Genomic DNA, 24,752 nt, shown 5'->3' with positions numbered 1-24,752 from the left:
CGACCCGCGCACAGATCATCTTGCAGCCACCACCGGCTGAGAGCGTCATTCTTCCACTGGCAAACCCAATGCTGTCACTGAAGACCGCTGTTATGCCTTCAGGCCTTCCTGGCGGAGGAAATTCTCCACCCAGGTGATGTCATACTGTCCGTTTTGGAAATCGGAGGTGGTCAGGATCTGGCTTTGCAGCGGGATCGTGGTCTTGATGCCCTCGACGGTGAACTCGCCCAGCGCACGGCGCATGCGGCGGATGGCGATGTCGCGCGTGGCACCGGTGACGATGAGCTTGGCGATCATCGAATCATAATACGGCGGCACGGAGTAGCCGGAATAAACGTGGGTATCGACACGCACGCCACGTCCGCCGGAGGTGTACCAGAGATTGATCTTGCCGGGGCTGGGCGCGAAGTTGCGCGAAGGATCCTCGGCATTGATGCGGCACTCGATGGCATGGCCGCGCGGCTGGGCGTCGATGACGTGCTCACTCAGCGGCAGGCCGGCGGCGACGCGAATCTGCTCCTTGATCAGGTCGCAGCCATAGACTTCCTCGGTGATCGGATGCTCCACCTGGATGCGGGTGTTCATCTCCATGAAGTAGAAGTTCTCGCACTTGTTATCGACGAGGAACTCGATGGTGCCGCAGTTCTCGTAGCCGATCTCCTTGCAAAGCTTCACCGTGGCGTCGCCCATGCGTTTGCGCATCTCGGGAGAGATTTTCGGCGAGGGACACTCCTCAATGATCTTCTGATTCCGCCGCTGCATGGAGCAATCGCGCTCACCAAGGTGGACGACGTTGCCGTGAGAATCAGCGACGACCTGGAATTCGATGTGATGCGGCTTCTCGACGAGCTTTTCCATGTACATGGAGCCGTCGCCAAAGCACTTCATGGCCTCCAGGGAGGCGGCCTGGAAGCTGGAGCCCAGCGTGGCCTCATTGAGCACCGGGCGCATGCCGCGTCCGCCACCACCAGCGCTGGCCTTGACCATGACGGGGTAGCCAATCTTGCGCGCCCATTCCAGGGCCTCTTCCTCGGTGTGAATGATGCCGTCGGAGCCGGGGGTGATCGGCATGCCGGCTTTCAGGGCGGTTTCACGCGCGACGTTCTTGTCGCCCATCATGCTGATGACGCGGGCGGACGGCCCGATGAACTTGATTTTGCACTTCTCGCAGACCTCGGCGAACTCGGCCTTCTCAGACAGGAATCCGTAGCCAGGGTGAATGGCATCGACGTTGGCAATCTCCGCCGCGCTGATGATGCGGCTGATCTTCAGGTAGCTTTCGCTGCTCGGGCCGGGTCCGATGCAGATGGCCTCGTCGGCGAGGTGAACGTGCATCGAATCGACATCAGCTTCGGAATAAACGGCGACAGTTTTGACATCGAGTTCCTTGCAGGCGCGGATGACACGAAGGGCGATTTCACCACGATTGGCGACGAGGACTTTTTTGAACATGAGTAACGAGAGAGGTGGAGTGAGTCTTGACTGGCTTGACCTGCTTGACGGTCTGGGAGTCGGTCAAGCTGGGGCGATCAGGCTTTCAACTCAAAGAGAGGCTGGCCGTACTGGACGGGCTTGCCGTCTTCCACGAGCACGCGGGCGATGGTGCCGCGGGCCTCGGCTTTGATCTCGTTCATGACCTTCATGGCCTCGATGATGCAGACGTTGCTGTTTTCATCCACAACGTCGCCGATGTTGGCAAAGGATTTCTCACCCGGCGCTGCGCTGCGGTAGAAGGTGCCGACCATCGGTGAATTGATCGTGGGGCCGACAGGGTCGTTGGCAATCGGAGCGGCGGGCGCGGCCACAGGCGCCGCTGCGCTCACCGGGGCGTGGGCCACGGCTGCCGGTGCGGCGGAAACGGGCGCGTGAGCGGCCACGGGCATGGATTGGAGCAGTTCTTTGACCGTGTTGAGATCAGAACCCCGGCGGAGTTCCAGCTTGGAGCCTTTCTGCTCGCTGTGGAAATAGGTCAGGTCGTTCTCGGCCATCAGTCCGACGATTTCGCGGATTTGCTTCAAATCGTAGGTGCAGGCGGAGGCTGCGGGGGCTGGAGAGACCGGTTTGGTGGTGGTGCGTTTGGCCATGTCAGGGAGAGAGTGTGTCTGAAGACGGCCCGATACTACAAACTCCCCCGCCGGTGGCAACCATAAAGGCGGTCTTGACTTTCAACGCCGCCAGCAAGCCATTTTTACTCAAGGCACACGCGGAAACTTCGAAAAATCGGGCTTTCGCTTCTCCACGAAGGCATTTTTGCCTTCTTTGCCCTCCTCGCTCATGTAATAGAGCAGCGTGGCATTCCCGGCGAGATCGAGCAGGCCCATCTGGCCGTCGCAGTCGGCGTTGAGGGCGGATTTGAGGCAGCGCAGGGCCAGAGGCGAGTGCTGGAGCATCTCTCGGCACCATTTGAGCGTTTCCTCTTCGAGCTGGTCGAGCGGGACGACGGTGTTCACCAGTCCCATGTCCAAAGCCTGCTGGGCGTCATACTGGCGGCAGAGATACCAAATCTCCCGCGCCTTCTTCTGGCCGACGATGCGGGCGAGGTAGCTGGAGCCGAGGCCGCCGTCGAAACTGCCGACTTTCGGGCCGGTCTGGCCGAAACGGGCGTTGTCCGCCGCGATGGTCAAATCACACACGACATGCAGCACATGCCCGCCGCCGATGGCGTAACCGGCCACCATCGCCACCACAGGTTTTGGGATCGTACGGATCTTCCGCTGCACATCGAGAATGTTCAGACGCGGTACGCCGTCCTCGCCGATGTAACCGGCGTCGCCGCGCACTTTCTGGTCGCCGCCGGAGCAGAAAGCCAGCGGGCCCTCGCCACAAAGAATGATGACGCCCACCTCCCGGTCCTCATGCACGATCTCAAAAGCCTGCAGCATCTCCTTCACCGTCAGCGGCCGGAAGGCATTGCGCACCTTCGGCCGGTTGATGGTGATCTTGGCGATGCCATCGCTGGTTTTCTCCAGCTTGATGTCGGTGAAGGTCTTGATGGTCTGCCACATGGAGTTTGCGATGGTTGGCTGTTGCTGGCGATGGTTTGCGGTGGTTTTACAACAATCGCAAACGACTGCCAACCACCGCAAACAACGGCAAACTTTAGGCGAAGCTCGTAAAGCTCCGCAGTTCCGCAATACGCGCCGCGATGTCCGCTTTGGACACGGTTTGCAGTTTGTGGGTGCTGAAGGCTTCGCAGGTGTAGCTGGCGGTGACGCTGCCGTGGACGACGGCGGTCTTCAGATCTTCAAATGTGGGCTTGGTCTTGCCATTGGCGGCCAGCCAGCCGGACAAACCGCCGAGGAAGCTGTCGCCAGCGCCGGTCGGATCAAACACGCTGTGCAGTGGGTAGGCGGAGCAGGCGAAGAAGTCTTCTTTATTTTCGCCAAACAGGAAGCTGCCATGCTCGCCACGTTTCACGATGACGAAACGCGGGCCCTTGGCCTGCAATCGGCGGCCTGCATCGACCAGATTGGTCGTGCCAGCAAATTCCTTGGCCTCGCCGTCATTGATGACAAGCAAGTCGATGCGCTTGAGCACTTCGTGCAGACGTTCGTTGGCGATCTCGATCCAGAGATCCATCGTGTCGGCGGTGACGAAATCAGCCTCGATCTGGTCGAGCATCTGCATCTGGTTGTCCGGGCTCATGTTCGCGGCCACGGCCACCTTGGCCTGACGGGCGGCGGCGGGGAGCTTGGGCTGCCAGTTTTCGAGCACGTTGAGCGCCACCTTGTGCGTGGTGCGGCTGTTCATGTCAGTGTGGTATTCGCCGCTCCAGGTGAAGGATTCGCCCGAGCTGCGCTCCAGGCCGTCGAGCGTGATGCCGCGTGCGGCCAGCATGTCGAGGTGCGGCTTGGGGAAATCATGACCGATGACACCGACGAGATGGATCGGCTGGCAGAAGATGCTGGCGGCCAGGGCCGCGTAGCTGGCGGAGCCGCCGAGCAGGTTTTCCTGCGCGTCCTGTGGGGTTTTGACATTATCGAGGGCGACGGTTCCGGCGATGACAACAGACATGAGAGGTAGTGTGGGAGTTGGAGCAGTTGATTCTTGCCTCGCGCACGACGAGCCTATAACGGTACGGGCAGGCGCGGGGAGCGCGGAGTATCCATTCCGCCCTAGCCGTGTCAAATGCCACTCCGCACCCAAATTCATGCGTCTGAGCCTCATTTTCCTCATGCTGATCCTGCTGCCCGTGGCGACAGGCGTGCATGCGTGGCTGTTCTGCCGGGAAAATCTGCCATTGCTGACCCAGGAGGCGTTGAAACGGCTGCGGGAGGCCGGCGTCAGTGACCCCGTGGTCGATGTGCGTTTTTTTGACATCGCCATCACTGGCGAGGCCGCCAATCCCGCCGCCCGAGAAAAGGCGCTGGCCGCGATCCGCAGCCTCGTGCCCCTGCGCCTGGCTCCAGGCGCGGACCGTCTGCATGTCATGGCCGGCTTGCAGGCGCGGTTGGAGAATGAAAACCTTTTTCTCAGCGGTTGGCTGCCGGAGGGCGATGAAGCAGACAACGTGCGCCGTATCCTCGGGGATTTGCGTCCCGACCTGCGCATCCATGCCAAGGAACTGCGTTCCGCTCCCGAAGTCCGCTGGCCGGAGGGCCTCAAGCTGCCTCTCACCGCAAGCAGCCCGATGCTGAAGCTCATTGTGGAAAAGCTGCGTGTGCCCGCCGAGCTGCACATCCGGGCCAAGGACGACGCCATCGTGATCACCGGTCTGCTGCCTGCCACGGAGGTCAAAGAGGAGCTCGTCGCCGTGCTTGCCGAGGTCGCTGGCGCAAGGGTGGTGGATCCCTCCGCGCTCAAGGCCAGTCCGCATGTGCTGACGGCGCCGTTTGCCAAGCCGGGCGCGCTCGCCGCGTTTGTGCGCCGTTTTTTTGAGCTGCCGCCGCCGCGCACCTTTGACATCGGCCCGGACGGTGTGCCGCGCCTCCAGGGACTGGCCACCCGCCAGATGGAAAGCGCGTGGCTCGCCCTGCTGCGGCCCGTGACCGGTGCCGCCAAGGTGGACGCGCGGCTTACCTTGCTGCCTTCGTCGTATCATTTTCCCGGCTACCAGGTTCAGACCGCGCTGCCGCCGGAGGTTCTTGATCCCATCCGTCAGGCCGTCAGGCTTCCGATCGTCTTCGAGACCGGTTCATCGAGACTCACGCCGGAGGAGCAGACCAAGCTCGCCGCGCTCGCCCCCATGCTGCTCGCCGCCGGTCCCGCGCTGCGGCTCGTCATCGGGGCTCATCCTGATCCCACCGGGCTGGACAGCGTCGAAAAAAACATCGGACGGGCGCGTGCGGAGGCGGTGCTCTCCTTTCTCGTGGAGCAGGGCGTTCCTGCCGGTGATGTCAGCGCCGTCGTCTTCGATCCCGTTCCTGCGGGGTCTCCCTCATCGGCGCTCACTCCGGGCAGCGTCGAAATCCTCATCAAATAGTCCTTCATGAAGCTCGATCTCGAATCCCTCTCCGCCGAGCCGCTGGTGTACATGCTCATGCACAGCGGCATGTTCGTCAGCGTGCTGGGGGCCATGTTCTTCATCATCGGTCTGATGTTTGGCTACGCCACCTGGGGCCGCTACAAGCGCCAGACACGCGAGTTGCGCGGCGAGGCCGCCGCCATGAAGGAGGAAATTGCCCAGTTGAAGCGCAAGGTCGGTGATCACTCCGTCAAATCCGGCCCGGCGATCGTCATCGCCACCGAAACCATCCACATGCCACGCAGAGAGGGCGAAACGTCCGCATCCGTGTCAGCTCCCGCTGAGGCCGCCGCCGCCGCACCGGTCTCTCCACCTGCCACTGAGCCCATCACCACCCAGACCTCACGCACCCCCACGAAAACCCGTCTGCAACGCCCGCTGGGCAACGTGATCAAGGCCCGGGAAATCTCTCCTGCCAAGGCGGCCAAAACGGAAGAGACCCAGGCAATCCTCCCGCTCACCCCCGGCACGACTCCGCCGCCACCGGCCCGTCACGCCTCCCCTCTGGCGGCCATCATCACCTCGGCACCGGCGGCGAAGCCGGAGCAGACCTCCGCCGAGGCCGAAACCACCGCCCACGGACTCGTTCCGGCGGACACCATACCGACCTTCACCGACTTGCCTGTGCCGCCTCCTGCAGTGATCAAGCCGGAAGTCGATCTCAAGCTCGGCCTCATTTACAAGCAACGCCCGGAGCACTGCGACGACCTCACCGCGCTCAAAGGCATCGCCAAAGTGCTCGAAGAACGTCTTCATGCCCTGGGCATCTACACCTACGCCCAGATCGCCGCCTGGAACGAGGACCACATCCGTGAGTTCTCCGCCCGCCTCGCCTTCAAAGACCGCATCCAGCGCGAGCAATGGGTCGAGCAGGCGCGGCAGTTGGCCGCCGCCGAAAAGGTCGCGCAAGCCGTCTGAGACACAGTTCGCCACCTTCTCTGCCTCACGGCCCCACCGTCACCGTGGCCACGTCCGTCCAGTCGCCGTTGGGCTTGCCCTTGTCCCAGAAGCGCAGGCGGTAGTCGCGCCGCTCAGGCTGGCCGGGCACGAGCAGCGGGCGGGTGTCCTCATGGAGGTGCTTCATGGAGATCGCCAGCTCCTCCCAGTCGCCACCGCCACGCCGTGTTTCGATGAATACGCCATCATGCCCGTGCTTGGAGGAGCGGATGGCGACCTTCTCGTTCAGTATTCCCGGCAGCACCTTGATTTTGAAGGTGGGCACGGGGTGCGCGGCGTTGTCATGCCGAGGCAGGATGCCCAGCATCTGGCCGACCCCATCGTTATAACCGGCGACATGTTTGATCGTGGCCACCAGTTTGAAGAGGCGCTTCAACGCGCCCGCCGGTCGTGGCACCACGCCTGCCGGCAGCGGCGGGAGTTGGTAGAGCGGCAGTTGCATGGGCACCGCGTGGTCCTTGCCGGTCTGGGCATGCTCGATGGCGGCGGTGCCCGCCGGAGCAAAGCGGCGCAGCTCCGTGCGCCACGGGCCCAGCACGTAAGTCAGCCACTGCGCATCCGCGATGCCGCCCCGCAGCCGCGCCTCGTCGATGTCGAGCACGCCGATGTACCCCGGCAGCGTGTTCGCGAAGTGCCGCAGCCACAGCACCTGCTCGGAGATCGGAACGGGGAGGTAGTCCTGGCGTGTCATGGGTGGGTCGGGTGGCGGGTTGGCAGGGAAGCGTCAGGCGCTCGGCGGCGGCAGCGGTCACTCAGTGCCGGAGAACCGGGGCCCAATGCGCCGCCCCCTCGCGGCAAGGGGGCTTGGCTGAGCGAGCCAGTGCTTTCCCTGAACGAGTCAAGGCTTCCCCCTGATGGCAAGGGGGCTTGACAGCGCGAGCCAGCGCTTTCCCTGAACGAGCCAAGGCTTCCCCCTGATGGCAAGGGGGCTTGGCAGCGTGAGCCAGCGCTTTCCCTGAACGAGCCAGGGCTTCCCCCTGATGGCAGGGGGGCTGGGTAGCGTGAGCCAGCGCTTTCCCTGAACGAGCCAGCGCTTCCCCCTGATGACAAGGGGGCATGGTAGCGTGAGCCAGTTCTTTCCCCGAACGAGCTAGCGCTTCCCCCTGACGGCAAGGGGGCTTGCCTGAACGGCCCGGTCAAAGCACCGGGAGACACTGCGCTTCCGCCGCAACGCTCGGGTGCAGGCCTGGCCTTTCGTGTTCCCGTGCGGTCCGACAACGCCGTCCGCTGCCGCTGCGCAGCAGCAGGCAAAGATCTCCGAGCTGACACTCCGAGGGCCATGACACGAGGATGAAATCACGGAGCTGTCCGCCTTGGCAAGCCTGAAATGCGGCGCCGTAAGGATGGACAAGCTGCGGCTGGCAACGGAGCGCGGGCTTGAGCCCGCAGCCCTCCGTCAAAGGAAAAAACGCTGAAGAAGCTCACAGAGCTTGCCGCAGGAGGCCCAGCTTCGGGTTCTGTCTCTTGGCCACCCGGATTTGTCACTACTCCTTGCCAGTTCCGCCGCCAGCCGCTTACATCAGCCGCGCCATGCCAGCTCCCGCCGCCATTCTCGACCTTGTTGCCCGTTTCGGGAAGCACATCGACGCCTGCAAGACCGGGAGCTACCACGAAAAGCAGCTCCGCACGGACTGCATCGCCCCCTTGTTCGAAGCCCTCGGCTGGGACAGGAACAACAAGCAGCGCTACGCCGAAGCCTGCCGCGATGTCATCCACGAGGATCAGGTCAAGGTCGGTGGCACGGTGAAGGCAAAAGCCCGCCAGGAAAAGAGGATCGGCTCCAACCTCGAAGCCACCGTCGCCCTGACGCTTCCCGCCGAAGGTTTCACCCACCCCGTCTTCAGCGATCCCGCCACCCTCCACGAATTCCTCATCCTCAGCGATCTTCAAATCACCCGCGGCACCGACCTCGCCGCCGTCGTGACCGAATCGAGCCATCACAAATGCGCCCGCTGCTGGAAGCATCTCCCGGATGTTGGAACGCATGCCGAGCATCCGACGCTGTGCGGCAGGTGCGTGGAGGCCGTTCAAATTTGAATAGTTAGATTAACGCACATGCTAACCTACGAACAACGCTTTCGAATGTGGTTTGTAAGACCATATGAAGTGCTGCACAGCCGTCCACAATGTGAAGACGATATTGACTGGAATGGTGCGTATGTTGCGTTGGCTATTGGCTGCATGCTTTGTGAGCGCTATTTCCGCGCAAAGACCGGCACAACGGAGGTGTTGACGCGGGAAGCAGCAAAGCTTGACGAAAATGTAGGCTATAATCGCCGATTTCACAAAGCTGCGGCATCGCATTTTGGTTTATCTGTGGCGAAGTTCGAAAGATTCTGGACGTGTTACCGAAATGGCGTTCAACACCAAGGCATGCCACGCAAAGTTTTTCGAAGAGTCCATGGCCAGACGATTGTTTATAAAAGCTGGATTAGTGCAGCTGTGGATTTCACTCATGTCCCAACGGAGGAAACCAAGGAAAATGAAGTTCGGATCAAGCTAAACCCATGGGCATTCACTAGCCACATTATTGAACTCTTTCTCAATGATACCAATGCATTAGAGATCGGCTTCCATCATGCATTTGCCCAAATTCACACTTTGCACGAGAACCATGAAAACTGACCTTGTAACACTTTACCTAACCGCAGCCACTCACGACAGTGTTCGGCAGCCAGTCGCAACCAGTGGGGAACTCACCCTTTGCTGCGCATGGATAAAAAATAATCATGTCGCAGTTCATGTTAATCCGAGCATCACAGACTACGGACCAGACATAGTGGAATCGTCACTCGGACACCCCAGCAAAACGTTAACTTTTGATGTTACCAACCCCCAGGCTCAGAGAATTACATGTAACGGCACCACTTATGACATTCGGCTTCTGACTTGGTCTCGGCATGATCAAGACACCTTGCGATTCGACTTTGAGATTGAGCGCATTGAAAACTGAGGTGCGTTGCTGGTTATTACCACCTCTGCGTGATCCACCACATCCCAAACCATGAAGACACTAGCGAAATTCGTATTAACTGGTTCATGCATCATGCTCACGGCATGCGGCCCATCGAAAACAGAACTGAAGCTTTCTGTAGAACTTGCTGAACTGCGTGCCGCTCAGGCTGCCGAACAGAATCAGCGTCAAAATCTGGATGCATCGCTGAAAGCAGAAATTGGCGCAGTAAATACTAGAATTCAGGAATTAACATCACTTGTTCAAAAGTTGGATGCAGCCTCAAAGGAGGTAGAAGCAGTAAAGATCAATTCAGCTGTCGCAAAGGAATACGCAATCGATGGCGCTGTCTTTATAGTCACAAAAGGAGGGGAGTCGTATAAGCTAGGCCTCGTTGAGTTAATGTTTTTCAATGATGCCGAATTGCGCCAGAAGCTAGAAGCCCGCAAGACTGACCAAACAAATGAGCTGAAACTTCTTCAACCTGCGCACCAGGTAGCATTAGCGAATGTTGAGATGCTAAAGAAGAAATATGATGCGGCTGAAGCCGCTTGGTTTGAATTGACATCTAATGACCAATTGAAGGCACAATTGAAGGTACAATATGACGCGGCTCATAAAGAATGGCTGGCTGCTGTGAATGTCGAAGGAAATACCGCTGCTGCCGTGCGCGATTCGCTTTCAGGTAGATTTTTCTTTAAAGAGCTTCCAACGCCCGTCGCGTCTACGAAGACAGATGCGGATGGGCACTTCAAAATAACCCTCCCAAAAACAGGTTCCTACTGCATTGCCGCGCAGGCCTCTAGATCAGTAGGAAACAAGCAAGAGTCCTACTTTTGGGTTCTTCCTTTGGAATTTGATTCCACAACAGGCAAGGCAACGATTTCTCTAAATAACGACAACACAGCGTCTTCTGGGAACAAGCTGTCATTGATTCAGACCAACGATCTTTAAACCAAGGGGAAACGACGTCAGGGTGCAACCCATGGACTAGCGACAGGCAATCTCCTCTCAGCCACGTCTCAATCGCCCCGCCTGTTCGCGCCACCCGCCTCCGACCTCCCGGCGTGCTCGTTTCGGATCCGCCGCGAAATCTCCCTGCAGCCCAGCATGAAAACACCGCGAGAGTTGAGAAAATCGCAGAGATGAGCTTTGAAATGGATTTCTCTGCGGTTTTCTCATCTCTCGCGGTGTGGTCGGTTTGGAAGCTTGGGAAACAACAAACGAGAAGCAATCTTCCTCTCAGCCGCATCCCCAAGCGCTCCGCCTGTTCGCGCCACCCGCCCCCGGCCTTCCGGCGTGCGCGCTCCTACCGCCACTCATGCTTCGGATACCGTCCACGAAGCTGCGCCTTCACCGCCGGATAACCTTCGCGCCAGAATCGGCCGATGTCTCCCGTCGTCTGAATCGGCCTCTGCGCGGGTGAGAGCAGGTGCACGGTGACGCTAATGCGGCCAGCGGCGACTTTGGGGTTCTCGCTGATGTCGTACATGTGCTGGAGCACGGCGCTGACACTTGGCGGCTGCTTTTCGTCATAGACGATGCGGGCGGTCTTGCCGTTTTTGAGGGCGTAGCGTTCGGGGGCGTATTTCTCGAGCATCTCGCGCTGGCTGTGGCTGAGCCATTGGTGCAGGGCAGGGAAGACTTCGCGGTCTTTGAGGGCGCGGTAGGTGGTGCAGCCGTGGCAGAGCTGCTCGATGAGGATGTGGCGGTCTTCTTCGCCGATGGGCGGGATTTCGAGATCGGGCATCCACTTGGACAGGCAATTCACGCGGGTGATCCATTGCTCGACCTTGTCGTTCCAAAGCGGCAGTTCGAGGCGTCCGGCGATGACTTCGGCGGCGAGCAGGCTGGCGGCCTGCGTTTCATCGGGCTCGCCGCGTTCCTTGCTGGCGAGCACGAGGCTGCGGAAGCGCGTCTCCTCCATGTTCATGACGCGGCGGTTCACGCTGTCGTAACGGGCGCTGCGGCCGGTGGTGAGGTCCTCGGGGAACATCTCGCGCAGCCATTCTTCCTCGATGCGGGTGACGTTGTTGAGCTTCACCGTGAGCGCCTTGCCCTGCACCTCGACAATCTCGGAGGCGACGAGCAGACGCGGGGCCTTGATGTGCGCGTCTTTGTCGAGATGACCGGTGTAACCGCCTGCGAGACGATAAATGCGGCTGCCAGGACTGGTTTCGACACCAAGATGATCGCTGAAGGCCGCGAGCAGCGTCTTCGCCAGCGCTTCGGCATCGGCGACCTCGTCGTTGATGCTCAACCCGGCGCGTTTGGCGAGCTGGAGGAATTGATCCGCGCTGCGTGCGGCTTCGCGTGAGGCCATCGCATGCACGCCGTAACGGGCGCAGGCGTCGGGATCGAAGTTCATGCCCTCCGCACGCGTGAAGGCCCGCAGCAGCGCCTGGAACTCGCTCAAATCACCATTCTCCCAGAACTCCTCGTTCTTGTGCGAGGCGTTGTTTTTGCCGATGAGTAGAATGTCGCGCCCTTGGGCGACAGCGGCGCACAACGCGGCTTCGCGCAGACATCCGAACTCTGCCGCAGCCAGCAGCATGCGCGAAAAACGCGGATGCAGGGGGAATTTGGACATCTGACGGCCGATGTTGGTGATCTGACCGTGCAAATCGATCGCGCCAAGATCGTGGAGCAGATTCTCTGCACGCGACAACGCGGCTGGCGTCGGCGCTTCAAACCAATCGAAGGGTTCTTTCGACAGCACACGCAACGCCAGCAACGCCTCGCTCAGATCAAGTCCTTGCACCTCGGGCAGTTCGCATTCAGCACGCAAGAGGTGCTCGCGTTGCGTCCACAGGCGCACGGCGATGCCGGGGCCGAGTCGTCCGGCACGACCCGCACGCTGCTCGGCGGAGGCACGGCTGATTTTGTTCACGGTGAGCGTGTTGATGCCGCGACGGGCGTCGTAGTTCGCGATGCGCGCTGTGCCGCCGTCGATGACGGCTTTGACGCCTTCGATGGTGAGCGAGGTTTCAGCGACGTTCGTGCTGACGATGATCTTCGGCTGCTCGCCGGGCGTGACGGCGGAATCCTGATCCTGCGGCGTGAGTTCGCCATGCAGCGGCACGACACGGCGACCGCGTGAGAAGGCGCGGCCTTGAATCGCGGCGATGGTCTTGCGGATCTCGTGACCGCCGGGCATGAAGACGAGCATGTCGCCGCTGAAGCCCGGCGAGTTGGCGAGATCTTCGCAGGCGCGAGCTGCTTGATCCCAGATCGGCTCGGGATAGCCGGTCTTGAGTTGCAGCGGTGCTTGATATCGCACCTCCACCGGGAAGGTGCGTCCTTGCGATTCGAGCAGCTTGCAGGGCTGCATGAAATCGACCAGCGGACCCGGCACCAGCGTGGCGGACATGACGATGATCTTCAAATCCGGCCGCCGCTGCTGCAAGCGCCGTGCAAAGGCCAGCACGAGGTCGCCATCGAGATGCCGCTCGTGGAATTCGTCGATGCAGATGCAGCCGACGCGGTCCAGCAGCGGGTCTTCGAGCATCATGCGCAGCATCACGCCCTCGGTGACGTAAGTGAGGCGTGTTTCGCGGCTGGTGATGTTTTCAAAGCGCACTTGATAACCAACTTCGCCGCCAAGCCGTGCATTGCGCTCGCGAGCGACTCGCTGCGCTAGCATGCGTGCGGCGATCCGGCGAGGTTGCAGCACCACGCAGCGTTTTCCCTCCGGCAGAATGCCCGAATCCAGCACGAACTGCGGGATCTGCGTGGATTTGCCCGAACCGGTGGGCGCTTTGATCAGCAGATTCGGCAGCGCCGGATCGAGCAGGGCGGCGGTGAAGGGCTGGCGGAGTTCGAAGATCGGAAGCGGGGCGGACATTGGGCCGCCAAGCATGACGAATCCAGCTTCCTGGTCGAGTTATTCGTGGCAATCTCTACTCTTTCGGCAGCTTCAACCATCGGTTGTTCCTACTGTCCAGAATGATGCGATAGATGTACACGAAGGGCACGGCAGTGACAATCACACCTCTGGCCGCATCCAGTGTCAAATGCGTCAATGAGAGCGAGCTATCGTTGAGTTTGTGAATGAAACCGACGGTGACTCCAAAGCCAACCCAGAGCCCTGCGATTCCAACGACAATCACACGAGTCCAGAGTTGAAGCGGCGACATGAGTTTGGGCTGCTAACGTTTTTTTTTGAGTCAGGAGCGGGCATCTGGCAGTTCATCACCCGGCAGGGGGGGGCACATCACGCACTTTTTCCATCACACGGTCGAACTTGGCCCAGCTCCCGCGCTGCGCCCGCTGCTGGATGTTGTCGCGGTTTTTCCAGCCGGAAACCTGTGAGGCCAGGGCGATGCTGAACACCATGTCCATCGACACATGCTCACGCTCGGCGAACTCTCGGACCTGACGGGCGAGAGAGTCTGGGATGTTGGCCTGGATGGTGGTCATGGCTTGGAACGAAGGCGGGCGAGGAACTCGGCTGGCGTGAGGACATCAATACCAAACGACAAGGCAGGTTTCAAATGGCACAGGATGGAGCATTCCAGGCTGAGGTCGAGTCTTTCGTGCGCCGTGACTCCATCAGGCGGGATGTGTCATGAAATGAGTGTGCCTCGATTGTCCTGCGGCTCGTAGAAAGGCCGGGAATTTTACTTTCGTTTATTGCGGCCCGTTTCACAGTTCCTGCCTTCAAACCCCGACCGACCCCCATGACACCCGAAGAAGCCAAAGCCCAGCTCGACAACCAAGTCCGTGAAATCATCCAGTGGCATTTTTCGCCGGAAACCGGCTGCCCCTTCTGGCTGGACTGGGCGAAGAAGAATTTCGACCCGCGTGGCGTGGTGAACAGCTACGAGGATATCATCGCGAAGTTTCAGCACTTCCAGGATGAGTGGCTGCGCGACCAGCAGCCTGAGGTCTGGGTGCCTGCCGCGTTCAAGGGCAAGCCCTTCAACATCTTCGAGACCGGCGGCACCACCGGCATGCCGAAGCAGCGCATCGGCTGGAACGACTTCCGCGTGGATTACGAGGAGTTCAGCCACAAGCTCGACGACAAACACTTCCCGCCGGGCGAGTCCTGGATCATGGTCGGCCCCACCGGCCCACGTCGTCTGCGCCTCGCGGTGGAGCATCTGGCAAACTACCGCGGCAGCTCCTGCTACTTCGTTGATCTTGATCCGCGCTTCGTGAAGAAGCTCATCTCCAACAAGCAGTTCGACATCGCCCGCCAGTACATGGACCATGCGGTGGACCAGGCCGTGCTGCTGTTGAAGAACCGCAAGATTTCCGCCATCTTCACCACGCCGAAGCTGCTCGAAGCCCTGGCGGAGAAAGTCGATCTCTACGGGGTTGGCATCCGTGGCTGCTTCGTTGGCGGCACCACGATGACGCCGCAGTATGTGCGCTTCATCGTTGAAGAAGTGCTGGAGGGAAAAATCGGCTTCTACCCGACCTACGGCAACACGCTCATGGGTCTGGCCGCCAGCGTGCCGCTCACACCGGAGGACAATTTCTCCATCACCTATTACGCTCCGCAGCCGCGTGCCGTGCTGCGCATCGTTGACCCCAAGGACACCGACAAGACCGTCGAATACGACACCTGGGGCCGCGTGGAACTGACCACGCTGACGAAGGAGTTCTTCATGCCGCGCTTCCTGGAGCGCGACGAGGCCATGCGCCGCAAGCCGCGCGCGCCGTACGCCTGGGACGGCGTGGCTGACGTGCGTCCGTTCGGCGCGATGGAGAAGACCATCGTCGAAGGCGTTTATTAAGCCCTGTGGGCAATGACGAAATCCGGATGACGGAATGACGAACCTTTGGCTGGACCGCCCGGGTTTCGTCATTCTTCATTCCTGCCGTTGAAGGTGGCCCAAAACTCCCGTTTGCATTCCCCCTTTCTCACGCTTTAAGACTGGCTCCCGCCACGCTTGAAGACCCACCCGCAAGAGAAGGAATGAAGATCGCCCTGGATGTCATGGGCGGCGATTTTGCGCCGCAAAATCCCATCGGCGGCGTCAAGCTCGCCCTGGAGTCCCTGCCGCAGCTCACCAAGCTCTTTTTGGTGGGCAAGCCGGATCTGATCGAGCAGGAGTTGAAGCTGCAAGGCGTCTCCAGCCCGATCTTGGAGATCGTCCCGGCCAGCCAGGTCGTGGATATGACCGACAGCGGTCTGGATGCCGTGCGCAAGAAGAAGGACAGCTCCATCAGCCGCGCGGTCGAGCTCGTGAAGGATGGCAAGGCGGATGCCGTCGTCAGCGCCGGTCACACGGGTGCCGCAGTGACGGCGTCTTTGATCAAGCTGCGCACGCTCACGCACATCGAACGCCCGGCCATCGCCTCGGTCATGCCATCGGCGACGAAGTACTGGGTGCTGATCGACGCCGGGGCCAATCCTGACAGCGAGCCGTCGCACCTGGTGCAAAACGCCATCATGGGCAGCGCCTACGCTCGCCATGTGCTGGGGCGCGACAATCCCAGCGTCGGCCTCATGTCCAACGGCTCCGAGGAGGAGAAGGGGAACGCGCTCTGCAAGGAAACCGGCAAACTGCTGCGTCAAACGGCGGGCCTGAATTTCATCGGCAACGTCGAGGGCCACGATCTGTGGGAGACGCCGCCGGATGTCGTCGTGTGCGACGGCTTCACGGGGAACATCATTCTCAAAAGCGCCGAGGCGCTCGCTCATGCTATTTTCAGCATGGTGAAGAGCGAGATCAAAAGCGGCTTTGTCACATCGCTCGGCGGCATGCTTGCCAAACCGGCCTTCAAGCGCGTCCACACCCGCACCAATGCCGACGAATTCGGCGGCATGCCGCTGCTGGGGCTCAATGGCATCACCATCATCTCCCATGGAGGCGCGTCTCCGCTGGCCATGAAAAACGCCATCCGGCAGGCTTGCGAAAACATCAAACACCAGGTGAATCCGCACATCGAAGCCGCCGCCACCGCCCATTCCATCGCTCTCCATGTCCGCTCCTAGCAATCAGCCTTTTTGCGCCTCCAGCATCATCGGTACCGGCAGTTACATGCCGGAGAAAATCCTGACCAACGACGACCTGTCGAAGATTGTCGATACCAACGACGAGTGGATCACCTCCCGCACCGGCATCAAGGAGCGCCGCATCGCCGCTGCCGACCAGGCCACGAGCGACCTGGCCTCCGAAGCCGCCCGCCGTGCCATGGCAGATGCCGGGGTCACCGCCGAGGACATCCAGCTCATCATCGTGGCCACCGTCACGCCGGACATGTTTTTCCCGTCCACCGCCTGCTTTGTGCAGAAGAAGATCGGTGCCATGAACGCGGTCTGCTTCGACATCTCCGCCGCCTGCTCCGGCTTTCTCTACGCGCTGCAAGTGGCGCGTCATTTCATCAACACCGGCAACCGCACCACCGCGCTCGTCATCGGCGCGGAAAAGCTCAGCAGCCTCATCAACTGGCAGGACCGCAACACCTGCGTGCTCTTTGGCGATGGTGCTGGAGCCGTGGTCATCCGACGTAATGACGAAGGCGGCATCAACGCCCCTGGCCGTGTGCTTTCCACCGTCATGGGCAGCGATGGCAACCTCGCCGACCTGCTCAAAGTCCCCGGCGGTGCCTCTGCCTGCCCGATCACGCCTGAAAACGTCCTTTCGCGCCCAAACACGATCCACATGGAAGGACGCGAGACCTTCAAGCATGCCGTCACCCGCATGCTGGAAGCCGCACAACAGGCGCTGGAGATGGCCGGGTTGAAGACGGAGGATGTCGCCCTCGTCATCCCGCATCAGGCCAATGCCCGCATCATCAGCGCCATCGCCGACCGGCTCAATCTGCCGCTGGACCGCGTGTTCATGAACCTGGACAAATATGGCAACACCAGCGCCGCCACGATCCCTGTGGCCCTGGACGAGGCGAACAAAGCGGGCCGTCTCAAGAAAGGCGATGTGATTCTCCTCGTCGCCTTTGGTGGCGGCTTTACCTGGGCCAGTTCCGTGGTGCGGTGGTAATCAGTAGCCCGGCTTTCCCAAAGCCGGGTCTGCATTGCTTGCTTCCCGTATTTGCGCTTTGCAGGGCACGACAGCCCGCCATATTCGCGGCCCTCGTTCCCTAAACCATGGCATCGGCACCCAAGCGCATCGTTCTCAAATTCGGCTCCGGCATCCTCACGCGTATAGACGCGCCGGAGCCTGATCCCGTGCAACTGCGCAAGCTCGTCGAGGCCGTCGCCCTGCTCAAACGAGCCGGGCACTCCGTCGTCGTCGTCAGCAGCGGTGCCGTGGCCTCGGGTTTGAAGCCGCTGGAGTTCAACCAACGTCCTTCCGACGTGACCACGCTGCAAGCGCTGGCCGCCGTGGGGCAAACACACCTCATGCATGCTTACGAGTCGCTGTTGCGTGATCATGGCCTGCACGTGGCCCAGCTTCTCGTCACCCACGAGGATTTCGAAAATGCCGACCGCGCACCCCGCGTGAAGGCCGTGCTCGACCGTCTCATGGAGTTCACCCAAGTCGTTCCCGTCATCAATGAGAACGACTCCGTCGCCATCGAGGAACTGCGTTACGGCGACAACGACAAGCTCTCCTCCCGTGTCGCCCGCTTCTGGGGGGCAGACATCCTGATCCTCCTCACCAGCGCTCCTGGCTTGCTGCGTGACATGAAAAAGCCCGAGGAAGGGCCGATCCCCGTCGTGGAAAACGTCGATGATGTCATTCACCATGCCGAGGAAGAAAAATCCACGCTAGGCACTGGCGGCATGATCTCAAAGCTACGCGCGGTGCAGGATGCCGTGCATGGTGGCGTCGAGTGCATCATCGCCTCCGGGCGCCACGCCGAGCAGATTCCCGGTTTGGTCGAGGGGCAGGGAATTTGCACGCGCTTCCCGGCTTCACGTTCGTAATTTCGCTTCCCATGGCCTCACCAGACATCGCAACGCTTCTCATTCATTGCCCGGACCGTCCCGGACTCGTGCATGACGTCACCGGCTTCATTTTCTCGCATCAGGGAAACATCATCGACCTCCAGCAGCACATCGACCCGGAGCAGAACGCCTTCTTCATGCGCCTGGAGTGGAGCCTGGAAAAGTTCACGCTCGAAAAAGAGGAGATCGAGGCCCGCCTGCAACCCATCGCTCGCCGCCACGAGATGCAGATGCGCCTCAGCTTCGCCAGCCAGCGCAAGCGCATCGCCCTTTTCGTCACGAAGGAAAACCACTGCCTCTACGACCTCCTCGCCCGTCACGAGTCTGGCGACCTGCCCGTGGACATTCCGGTCATCATCGCCAATCACGAGACGCTGCGGCCTGCGGCGGAGCGCTTCGGCATCCCGTTTCATCATTTCCCGATCACCAAGGACAACAAGGTCGCGCAGGAGCAGGCCATGATCGCTCTGCTGAAGCAGGAGCGCGTCGATACCGTCGTGCTGGCGAAGTACATGCAGATCATCGGCCCCGCGATGATCGCCGAGTTTCCGAACGGCATCCTGAACATCCATCACAGTTTCCTGCCCGCGTTTGTCGGCGCCAAGCCGTATCACCAGGCATTCCAGCGCGGTGTGAAGATCATCGGCGCCACCAGCCACTACGTCACGGCCGATCTGGACGAAGGCCCCATCATTCATCAGGATGTGATGCGCGTGAGCCACGAGGACAGCGTGAACGACCTCGTCCGCCTCGGTCGCGATCTGGAGAAAACCGTCCTCGCCAAGGCGTTGTGGTGGCATGCCCGCGACCGTGTTCTTGTGTTCAAGAACAAGACCGTGGTGTTTGACTGACCACCCTCTCGCATGACCACCACCACCGCCATTCTTGCCAGCATCGCCTGCGGCTATCTTTGCGGCTCCGTGCCGTTTGGCTACCTCGCCGGAAAATTGAAGGGACTCGACATCCGCCAGCATGGCAGCGGCAACATCGGTGCCACCAATGCCATCCGCGTGCTGGGCAAAGGCATCGGCATTCCCGTGTTCATTCTCGACATGCTCAAAGGCTGGTTGCCAGTGTTCTTGGCCGCAAGTTGGATCACCCACACGGGTGCAGCCGTGGAAATGATCTCGATCGGCAAGGTGCTGGCCGGTTTTGCGGCAGTTCTGGGCCACATGTTCACCTTCTGGCTTGGTTTCAAAGGCGGCAAAGGCATCGCCACCACCGGCGGCGTCTTGCTGGGCATCTCACTGGCCGGGATGATCGGCGGGTGGATCGCCTTTCTGGTGTTTCTGTTTGCGTTTCGTTATGTCTCGCTCGCTTCTCTGGCGGCGGCGGTCGGCGTGCCCACGGCAATGGCCATTCAAATGGGGCGTGAGGGCCGCTGGGACTATGTGCTGCTCGGATTCGGCCTCGTGGTCATGGTGCTCGCCTTCGTCCGCCATCGCGCCAACATCCAGCGCCTGATCGCAGGCACGGAGAGCAAGGCATTCACGAAAAAGACGCCGAAATCATGATTCAATCCGCCACAGTCATCGGCGCCGGCAGTTGGGGGACGGCGCTCGCCTCAGTTCTATCGTTGCGTGGCCTTAAAGTGCAATTCTGGGGCCGTGATGCCGACCTGATGGCCCAGATTCGCGACACTCGGCGCAACGAGCGCTACCTGCCGGACCTGGTGCTCGCGGACAACGTCACCGTCACCTCCGATCTCACCGCGTTGCAGCCTGCGGACATGCTGGTGTTCGTCGTGCCCTCCAAAGCTGTGCGTGGCACGGCGGAACTCGTGGCGCAAAGCGGCGCGGCATCCCAGGCGCGTGTGCTCGTCTCCTGCGCGAAGGGCATCGAACTCGAAACGGGCCTCCGCATGACTCAGGTAATCGGCGAGTCGATCCCAGATGCGCCGCTGGCCGTTTTGACCGGTCCGAACCATGCCGAGGAGGTCGCGCGTCAACTCGCCACCGCCGCCGTGGTGGCCTGCCAGAATGATGAGGTCGCCAAATGGGTGCAGTCCTGCTTCACCCTGCCGTTTTTCCGCACCTACACCACCGACGACATCGCCGGTGCCGAATGGGCGGGCGCAATGAAGAACCCCTACGCCATCGCTGCTGGCATCGCGCTCGGTTTGAAGCTCGGCGACAACGCCATTGCCGCGCTCGTCACTCGTGCTCTCGCTGAGATGGTGCGTCTCGGTGTCGCTGAGGGCGGCCGGGTCGAGACTTTTTACGGCCTCAGCGGTGTCGGTGATCTGATGGCGACATGCTACTCCGAGCACAGCCGCAATCACCGCGTCGGTCTCATGCTCGGGCAGGGCAAACCGCTCGCTGAAATCATCGCCAGCACCCGCATGGTGGCAGAAGGCGTGCCCAACACCGCCAGCCTCCATCGCGCCGCCAAAACGCGTGGCGTGCGTATGCCGCTGCTGGATGAGATTTACGCGCTCGTCCACGAGGGCAAGTCGCCCAAGGAAGGCATGCGCGCCCTCCTTTCGCGTGATCCACGGCCTGAGGCGGATTGATCACCTCGCGGCCACTCCGGCGGTGATCTCCTTGGCGTTGGTCTTGAGGATCTCGATGCCGTTCAGAACAGGCTCGCCCGTTGAAGGAATCAACTCCACGACGAGATTCTCCGTCGCGGAGATGTTTTGGAACTCCTCGACGATGGCACCTTGGCGCGTGGCGGGATCAAAGGCTTTCAAGACGACTTTGTCGCCGAGTTTAACGTCGAAGACACGCTGTCCCGGCTTGTCGCCATCAAGAGCAGCGAACATCAGCTTCACCGTGTAGGTCGCGGCAGGCTGGCCTTTGGCCAGAACGGGAATGTCGAGCTTGGTGAGGCCGCGCAGGCCGCTGGTGAAGATCCACGGCGTGTCGTGGCCTTTCACGATGTGGCTGTCTTCGTTGAAACTGTAAGCGCCGCCGTCTTTGGCATACTGAGGTTTGAAATCGAGCGGCAGATCAATGCCGGCGCGGCTGCTGGGGCGTGGATAGCCGAGCCAGAGCTTGCCGTGAGCATCGCGGCGATCACCGGGAGCGCCGAGATTGAGCGCCATGTGCTGCACGGGCAGGGAGGCGCCGTCTGCGCTGTACACACCCCAGTTCATGCGGTCTTCACGCGGCTCAAACACGACGGTACTGGCGATGGAGAAAAGGCAGACACAGCCTGCGCTGGCCTCGGGGATCATGACGAGACCGTTGGCGGGAATGGTGTTGATCCAGCAGCCGAGACGATGCCCGGCGAAGTGCTCGGTGCCGCTGTCGCTGTCGCGATCATAGAACGCGGTGAACTTGGAGCGGAAGAACATCATGTTTGGCGTGGCGGAGATCGCGCCGCAGTGGTGACCGGGGCGTGCGAACATCCACGCGGACTCCTCGCCGGTGATCGGATGCTTGCGGGTCTTCTGTGCGCCGGTGTAAAGGTCGTAACTCCACGGTTCGGCGATGATTTCGTTGTCGATGACGACGGGACGGTGGCGGTAATTGGCGTCCTTGGCCCACAGTTTCTCTCCTTTGTTCGCATCGAGCACGACGAGGCGGCGGCGCTTGAATTCACCACTCAAGAATTGCTCCCAGTAGTGCCCGTTCGCGTTCGCGCCGCCGAGCACGAGGTGGCCGTTGTGATACATGAGCGTCAACGCGCCGCCGCCGATGCCGATCTCGCTGCAATCGGTGACATCGACCGGTTTCGCCCACTGCTGCTGCCCCGTGACGGCATCCAACGCCACAGCCATGCGCAGATCGTTGTTCTTCACGCGATCTTCGGCCAGTTCGCGTTCTTTGCCGGTGAGTTTGGCGAGATCCGTCTTGTCCTGCGCCAGCATGAGGGCGCGTTGCTCGGGCGTGAGCGAGGCGTCGATGAAAAACAGCCGACCATCACCGATCGCGATGCTGACATGCGAGATGTGCTTGCCCTGATGTGTCCATTTCAACGCGCCGGTCTTCACATCGAAGGCGAAGATCTTGTCCGTCGAAATTGAGCCGCTTTTGCCACGGCGCGCGACTTCGGCGGCCTTCTCGACGCGTTCTGTCTCCGTGCCGTAGAGCAAACCTTCGTGGTAGGCGATGTAGCCCCATTGCAGATCCTTCTTTGTGCCAGCGCCGGGAATTTTGAGGGTGCGCACGATCTTGCCGGTCTCGGCGTCGAATTGAATGCACTCGTCTTCCATGAGCATGAACAGGAAATCATCGCTCGCGGCCATGTTGCCGGGCTCGCGGGCGTTATAAACGCCGGTGCGCATCGCGCCGGGGTTCTTCGTCTCCCACAGGAACTGTCCGTTGTAGGCGTCATAGGCCAGCACGCTGTCCTCGCCCTGCACAAAGAGGCGTCCATTGACCGAAAGCGGCCCCACGGCGCCATCGTGGCGATTCACCACCTGGCCCGGACCGGGATCGCCATACCACAGCACGCTCAGTCCGCCTTTGATGCGGCGGTCATCGGTGCTGCTGGTGTTCGCTGCATTGCCATACTGATGTGACCACGAACTCGCGCCGGGCAATGTGGCACGCGTCAGCACGCTCCAGCCATCCACGTTCGCGATCTTCGCCTTCTCTTCGCTCAATTTCGTCTCTGCCAGCCATTCATCGGTCTTTGGCGTTGCCTTGAAGCAAAACTTGCCGCCAATCGGCTTCAAATGCCGCGCCACATCCTTCGGCACGCCGACTGGCTCGGAGCTGTCGCTCACGATCAAATTGGCGCAGTAGCTCGAATACGGCATCACCGCGAGATCGAGATGGTCCACCGTGATGCGTGGGCCATAAAGGCCGGTCGTGAGCAAGGCAGCACGCGATGCAGCGACCTTTTTCGCATCCGCATCGACACCGAAGATGATCAAGTCGCTGCGTTTCGCGAGTTCGTAGGCGAGCTGTCCTTTGTCATTGCCAAGGACGATGCAGAAGCCCTTTTTCACCCCGGTTTGCTTCAAGATGGCTTCGGCAGCCTCCGCGTGGGCTTCATCGGATTCAAACGTGCTGTTCTTGGCGGCGAGAGGACTTCCAGCTTTTTCACTGAAGACATACACACGTCCCGTGGTCGTGCTGACGATGAGATGCCTTTCAGAAACGGCCAAACCTCGTGCCTCGCCATCCACAGCCGTTTTCCAGGCGAGTTTGCCCGTTTCAGCCTCAATAGCGATCACCTCGCCTTTGCCGCCAGCGATCAAAGTCTTGCCCGCAACAATCAGCGCTGACTGATGCGGCGAATCGAGTGTCCACTTCACACCGACATCAGACGCAGCCGCCAGATCGGTCTTGTGCTTCGCGATCTCGTCCTGCTTCGCTTTGTAAGCGACACGCAGCGGCTCGTATTTGGTTGCGACTGCGGCCAGTTCGGCCTGCGCATTCGCAAAGGCCGCCGGATCATCCTTCACCTTGCGTGCGGCGGCTTCAGCAGCTTGGAATTTCTTCGCTTCGGCAACGGCCGGATGCTTGCGCAGATCTGCGGTGATCTTGGCGATGGCCATTTCGTGGCCGTGGCGAATGCGTGTGCCTTCGGCGTGCTTGATGCGGTCGATGGCGGTGATCTTCGTGCCGTTTGTCATGTAACCCATGTCACCTGCCAGGGTCATCTGCGTGCCCGCGAACCAGCCGAAGCCGGATTTCTGCTTCTCCTGATCGAGCGCGAGGATGTGATGCTCACCCACGGCGTAGATTTGATCATCCGCGAGAAAGGCCTGCGATCCGCCGATCTGCCCGCCCGCGTCGGCGCGCCAGCCCGGCTCTGGTTTGGCGATGAACTCACCTGTTTTGCGATCAAACGATGCTGCGAGCGAACGGCCCGATGGCACAAACAAGATGTCCTTGGTCGCGAGCATGTAACCCTGCGGCGAGAGGTCGTTGCGGCCTGCGTCCTTCTCGCTGATGGCGTCATTCTTCCAGATGATCTTCCCTGTGGCCGCTTCGACCGCATAGATGAAGACCTTCTCATGCGGAAACACGCCCGCGCCGAAATACGCGATGCCGCCATCCACAAGCAAACTCGTGCGCACCGGCCAGCGCGAGATCATGCGTCCGCGAGCGAGGATGCGCTCGTCATGCGGCCCAGCGCGGAGTTTCCAGACGAGCTTGCCCGTTTTGGCATCAAGGCAGTAAGCATAGCCGTCATCCGAACCGACGAAGACCTTTCCATTCACTACCGTGGGAGCCAAACGCACCGGCGCATTGGTAAAGAACGACCATTTGTCCACCCCCGTGGCCAGATCACGGCAGATCACGCGTCCATCGACCGAAGAGCCGAAGAAGACACGCCCGCCGCTGATGGCGACATGGAACACATCATCGAAGCGGATGCGATTGAAGAGTTCATGGCCTTCGATCACGCGTCCGTCTTCGCCTGCCCAGGCCATCTTGGGGGCTGTGGGTGATTCAAACGTCCACGCGGACTGGAGTGGCATATTGATCTCCTCCTTGGTGGCGCCGACGCGGGAGGCATCGTGCAGATACATGGGCCAGTCGGCACTGGCGGTGGAAAGGGCGAGAAGAAACAGGAGCGGGCGCATGGTCGAACTAAAACGCACACATGGCGGC

Annotated in this window: 20 protein-coding genes; 12 read left to right on the top strand and 8 right to left on the bottom strand. The window is 60.7% G+C overall.

The features are described 5' to 3' along the window. Positions 1–90 precede the first annotated feature (90 nt). The 4 genes from accC to ACILSI_RS10990 all read right to left on the bottom strand — a co-directional run bounded on the left by accC (position 91) and on the right by ACILSI_RS10990 (position 4,014). A complete protein-coding gene (gene accC, locus ACILSI_RS11005; RefSeq protein WP_395721927.1) occupies positions 91–1,452 on the bottom strand; it encodes an acetyl-CoA carboxylase biotin carboxylase subunit in 1,362 nt (453 codons plus the stop codon). Positions 1,453–1,529: 77 nt separating this feature from the next. Beyond that, positions 1,530–2,084: an acetyl-CoA carboxylase biotin carboxyl carrier protein gene (accB, locus tag ACILSI_RS11000; protein WP_395721926.1), complete on the bottom strand. Its 555-nt coding sequence runs from the start codon at positions 2,082–2,084 to the stop codon at positions 1,530–1,532. Positions 2,085–2,192: 108 nt separating this feature from the next. Next, a complete protein-coding gene (gene menB / locus ACILSI_RS10995; RefSeq protein ID WP_395721925.1) occupies positions 2,193–3,005 on the bottom strand; it encodes a 1,4-dihydroxy-2-naphthoyl-CoA synthase in 813 nt (270 codons plus the stop codon). Between the two features lie 94 nt (positions 3,006–3,099). Then, positions 3,100–4,014, bottom strand: coding sequence for a PfkB family carbohydrate kinase (locus ACILSI_RS10990; RefSeq protein WP_395721924.1), 915 nt, complete (start codon positions 4,012–4,014; stop codon positions 3,100–3,102). Between the two features lie 136 nt (positions 4,015–4,150). Here ACILSI_RS10990 and ACILSI_RS10985 point away from each other — a divergent pair, with 136 nt between their 5' ends. Both ACILSI_RS10985 and ACILSI_RS10980 read left to right on the top strand, forming a co-directional pair. Next, on the top strand, positions 4,151–5,422 hold the full coding sequence (locus ACILSI_RS10985) for an OmpA family protein (protein WP_395721923.1): 1,272 nt from the start codon (positions 4,151–4,153) through the stop codon (positions 5,420–5,422). Positions 5,423–5,428: 6 nt separating this feature from the next. Beyond that, positions 5,429–6,382: a hypothetical protein gene (locus tag ACILSI_RS10980; RefSeq protein ID WP_395721922.1), complete on the top strand. Its 954-nt coding sequence runs from the start codon at positions 5,429–5,431 to the stop codon at positions 6,380–6,382. Positions 6,383–6,407: 25 nt separating this feature from the next. Here the strand turns inward: ACILSI_RS10980 and ACILSI_RS10975 are convergent, their stop codons facing one another. After that, on the bottom strand, positions 6,408–7,112 hold the full coding sequence (locus ACILSI_RS10975; protein WP_395721921.1) for a hypothetical protein: 705 nt from the start codon (positions 7,110–7,112) through the stop codon (positions 6,408–6,410). A gap of 839 nt (positions 7,113–7,951) precedes the next feature. On the opposite strand from ACILSI_RS10975, the gene ACILSI_RS10970 reads away from it, so the two are divergent. From ACILSI_RS10970 to ACILSI_RS10960, 3 genes are all read left to right on the top strand, one after another. Further along, positions 7,952–8,458, top strand: a complete 507-nt coding sequence (locus ACILSI_RS10970) for a zinc finger domain-containing protein (protein ID WP_395721920.1) — start codon at positions 7,952–7,954, stop codon at positions 8,456–8,458. A gap of 18 nt (positions 8,459–8,476) precedes the next feature. After that, on the top strand, positions 8,477–9,046 hold the full coding sequence (locus ACILSI_RS10965; protein WP_395721919.1) for a hypothetical protein: 570 nt from the start codon (positions 8,477–8,479) through the stop codon (positions 9,044–9,046). Between the two features lie 379 nt (positions 9,047–9,425). Next, positions 9,426–10,328 (top strand): hypothetical protein, encoded by a 903-nt coding sequence (locus ACILSI_RS10960; protein ID WP_395721918.1) that lies wholly within the window; start codon positions 9,426–9,428, stop codon positions 10,326–10,328. Positions 10,329–10,683: 355 nt separating this feature from the next. On the opposite strand, the gene hrpB is transcribed toward ACILSI_RS10960, so the two are convergent. Continuing rightward, on the bottom strand, positions 10,684–13,218 hold the full coding sequence (gene hrpB / locus ACILSI_RS10955; protein WP_395721917.1) for an ATP-dependent helicase HrpB: 2,535 nt from the start codon (positions 13,216–13,218) through the stop codon (positions 10,684–10,686). Between the two features lie 347 nt (positions 13,219–13,565). Then, on the bottom strand, positions 13,566–13,793 hold the full coding sequence (locus ACILSI_RS10950) for a hypothetical protein (protein ID WP_395721916.1): 228 nt from the start codon (positions 13,791–13,793) through the stop codon (positions 13,566–13,568). A gap of 260 nt (positions 13,794–14,053) precedes the next feature. Between ACILSI_RS10950 and ACILSI_RS10945 the strand changes: the two genes are divergently transcribed. From ACILSI_RS10945 to ACILSI_RS10915, 7 genes are all read left to right on the top strand, one after another. Next, complete coding sequence (locus ACILSI_RS10945; RefSeq protein WP_395721915.1) at positions 14,054–15,115, top strand: hypothetical protein; 1,062 nt, start codon at positions 14,054–14,056, stop codon at positions 15,113–15,115. 182 nt (positions 15,116–15,297) lie between these two features. Next, positions 15,298–16,320 (top strand): phosphate acyltransferase PlsX, encoded by a 1,023-nt coding sequence (plsX, locus tag ACILSI_RS10940; protein WP_395721914.1) that lies wholly within the window; start codon positions 15,298–15,300, stop codon positions 16,318–16,320. After that, complete coding sequence (locus ACILSI_RS10935; RefSeq protein WP_395721913.1) at positions 16,307–17,326, top strand: beta-ketoacyl-ACP synthase III; 1,020 nt, start codon at positions 16,307–16,309, stop codon at positions 17,324–17,326. The genes plsX and ACILSI_RS10935 overlap by 14 nt, the downstream gene beginning before the upstream one ends. Positions 17,327–17,433: 107 nt before the next feature. Beyond that, positions 17,434–18,216, top strand: a complete 783-nt coding sequence (gene proB / locus ACILSI_RS10930) for a glutamate 5-kinase (RefSeq protein WP_395721912.1) — start codon at positions 17,434–17,436, stop codon at positions 18,214–18,216. Positions 18,217–18,227: 11 nt separating this feature from the next. Then, positions 18,228–19,088, top strand: a complete 861-nt coding sequence (gene purU, locus ACILSI_RS10925) for a formyltetrahydrofolate deformylase (protein WP_395721911.1) — start codon at positions 18,228–18,230, stop codon at positions 19,086–19,088. A 12-nt stretch (positions 19,089–19,100) separates the two neighbouring features. Next, positions 19,101–19,751: a glycerol-3-phosphate 1-O-acyltransferase PlsY gene (gene plsY, locus ACILSI_RS10920; RefSeq protein ID WP_395721910.1), complete on the top strand. Its 651-nt coding sequence runs from the start codon at positions 19,101–19,103 to the stop codon at positions 19,749–19,751. Then, complete coding sequence (locus tag ACILSI_RS10915; protein ID WP_395721909.1) at positions 19,748–20,749, top strand: NAD(P)H-dependent glycerol-3-phosphate dehydrogenase; 1,002 nt, start codon at positions 19,748–19,750, stop codon at positions 20,747–20,749. The genes plsY and ACILSI_RS10915 overlap by 4 nt, the downstream gene beginning before the upstream one ends. On the opposite strand, the gene ACILSI_RS10910 is transcribed toward ACILSI_RS10915, so the two are convergent. Continuing rightward, the gene (locus tag ACILSI_RS10910; RefSeq protein ID WP_395721908.1) at positions 20,750–24,724 is read right to left on the bottom strand and encodes a PQQ-binding-like beta-propeller repeat protein; all 3,975 of its coding nucleotides are present in this window, start codon (positions 24,722–24,724) and stop codon (positions 20,750–20,752) included. It lies immediately after the preceding gene. Positions 24,725–24,752 lie beyond the last annotated feature (28 nt).

This window comes from Prosthecobacter sp. (genome assembly GCF_044232965.1).
GTDB lineage: Bacteria > Verrucomicrobiota > Verrucomicrobiia > Verrucomicrobiales > Verrucomicrobiaceae > Prosthecobacter.
Note: the sequence above shows the minus strand (reverse complement) of the source record. Positions and strands in the feature narration are given on the sequence as shown.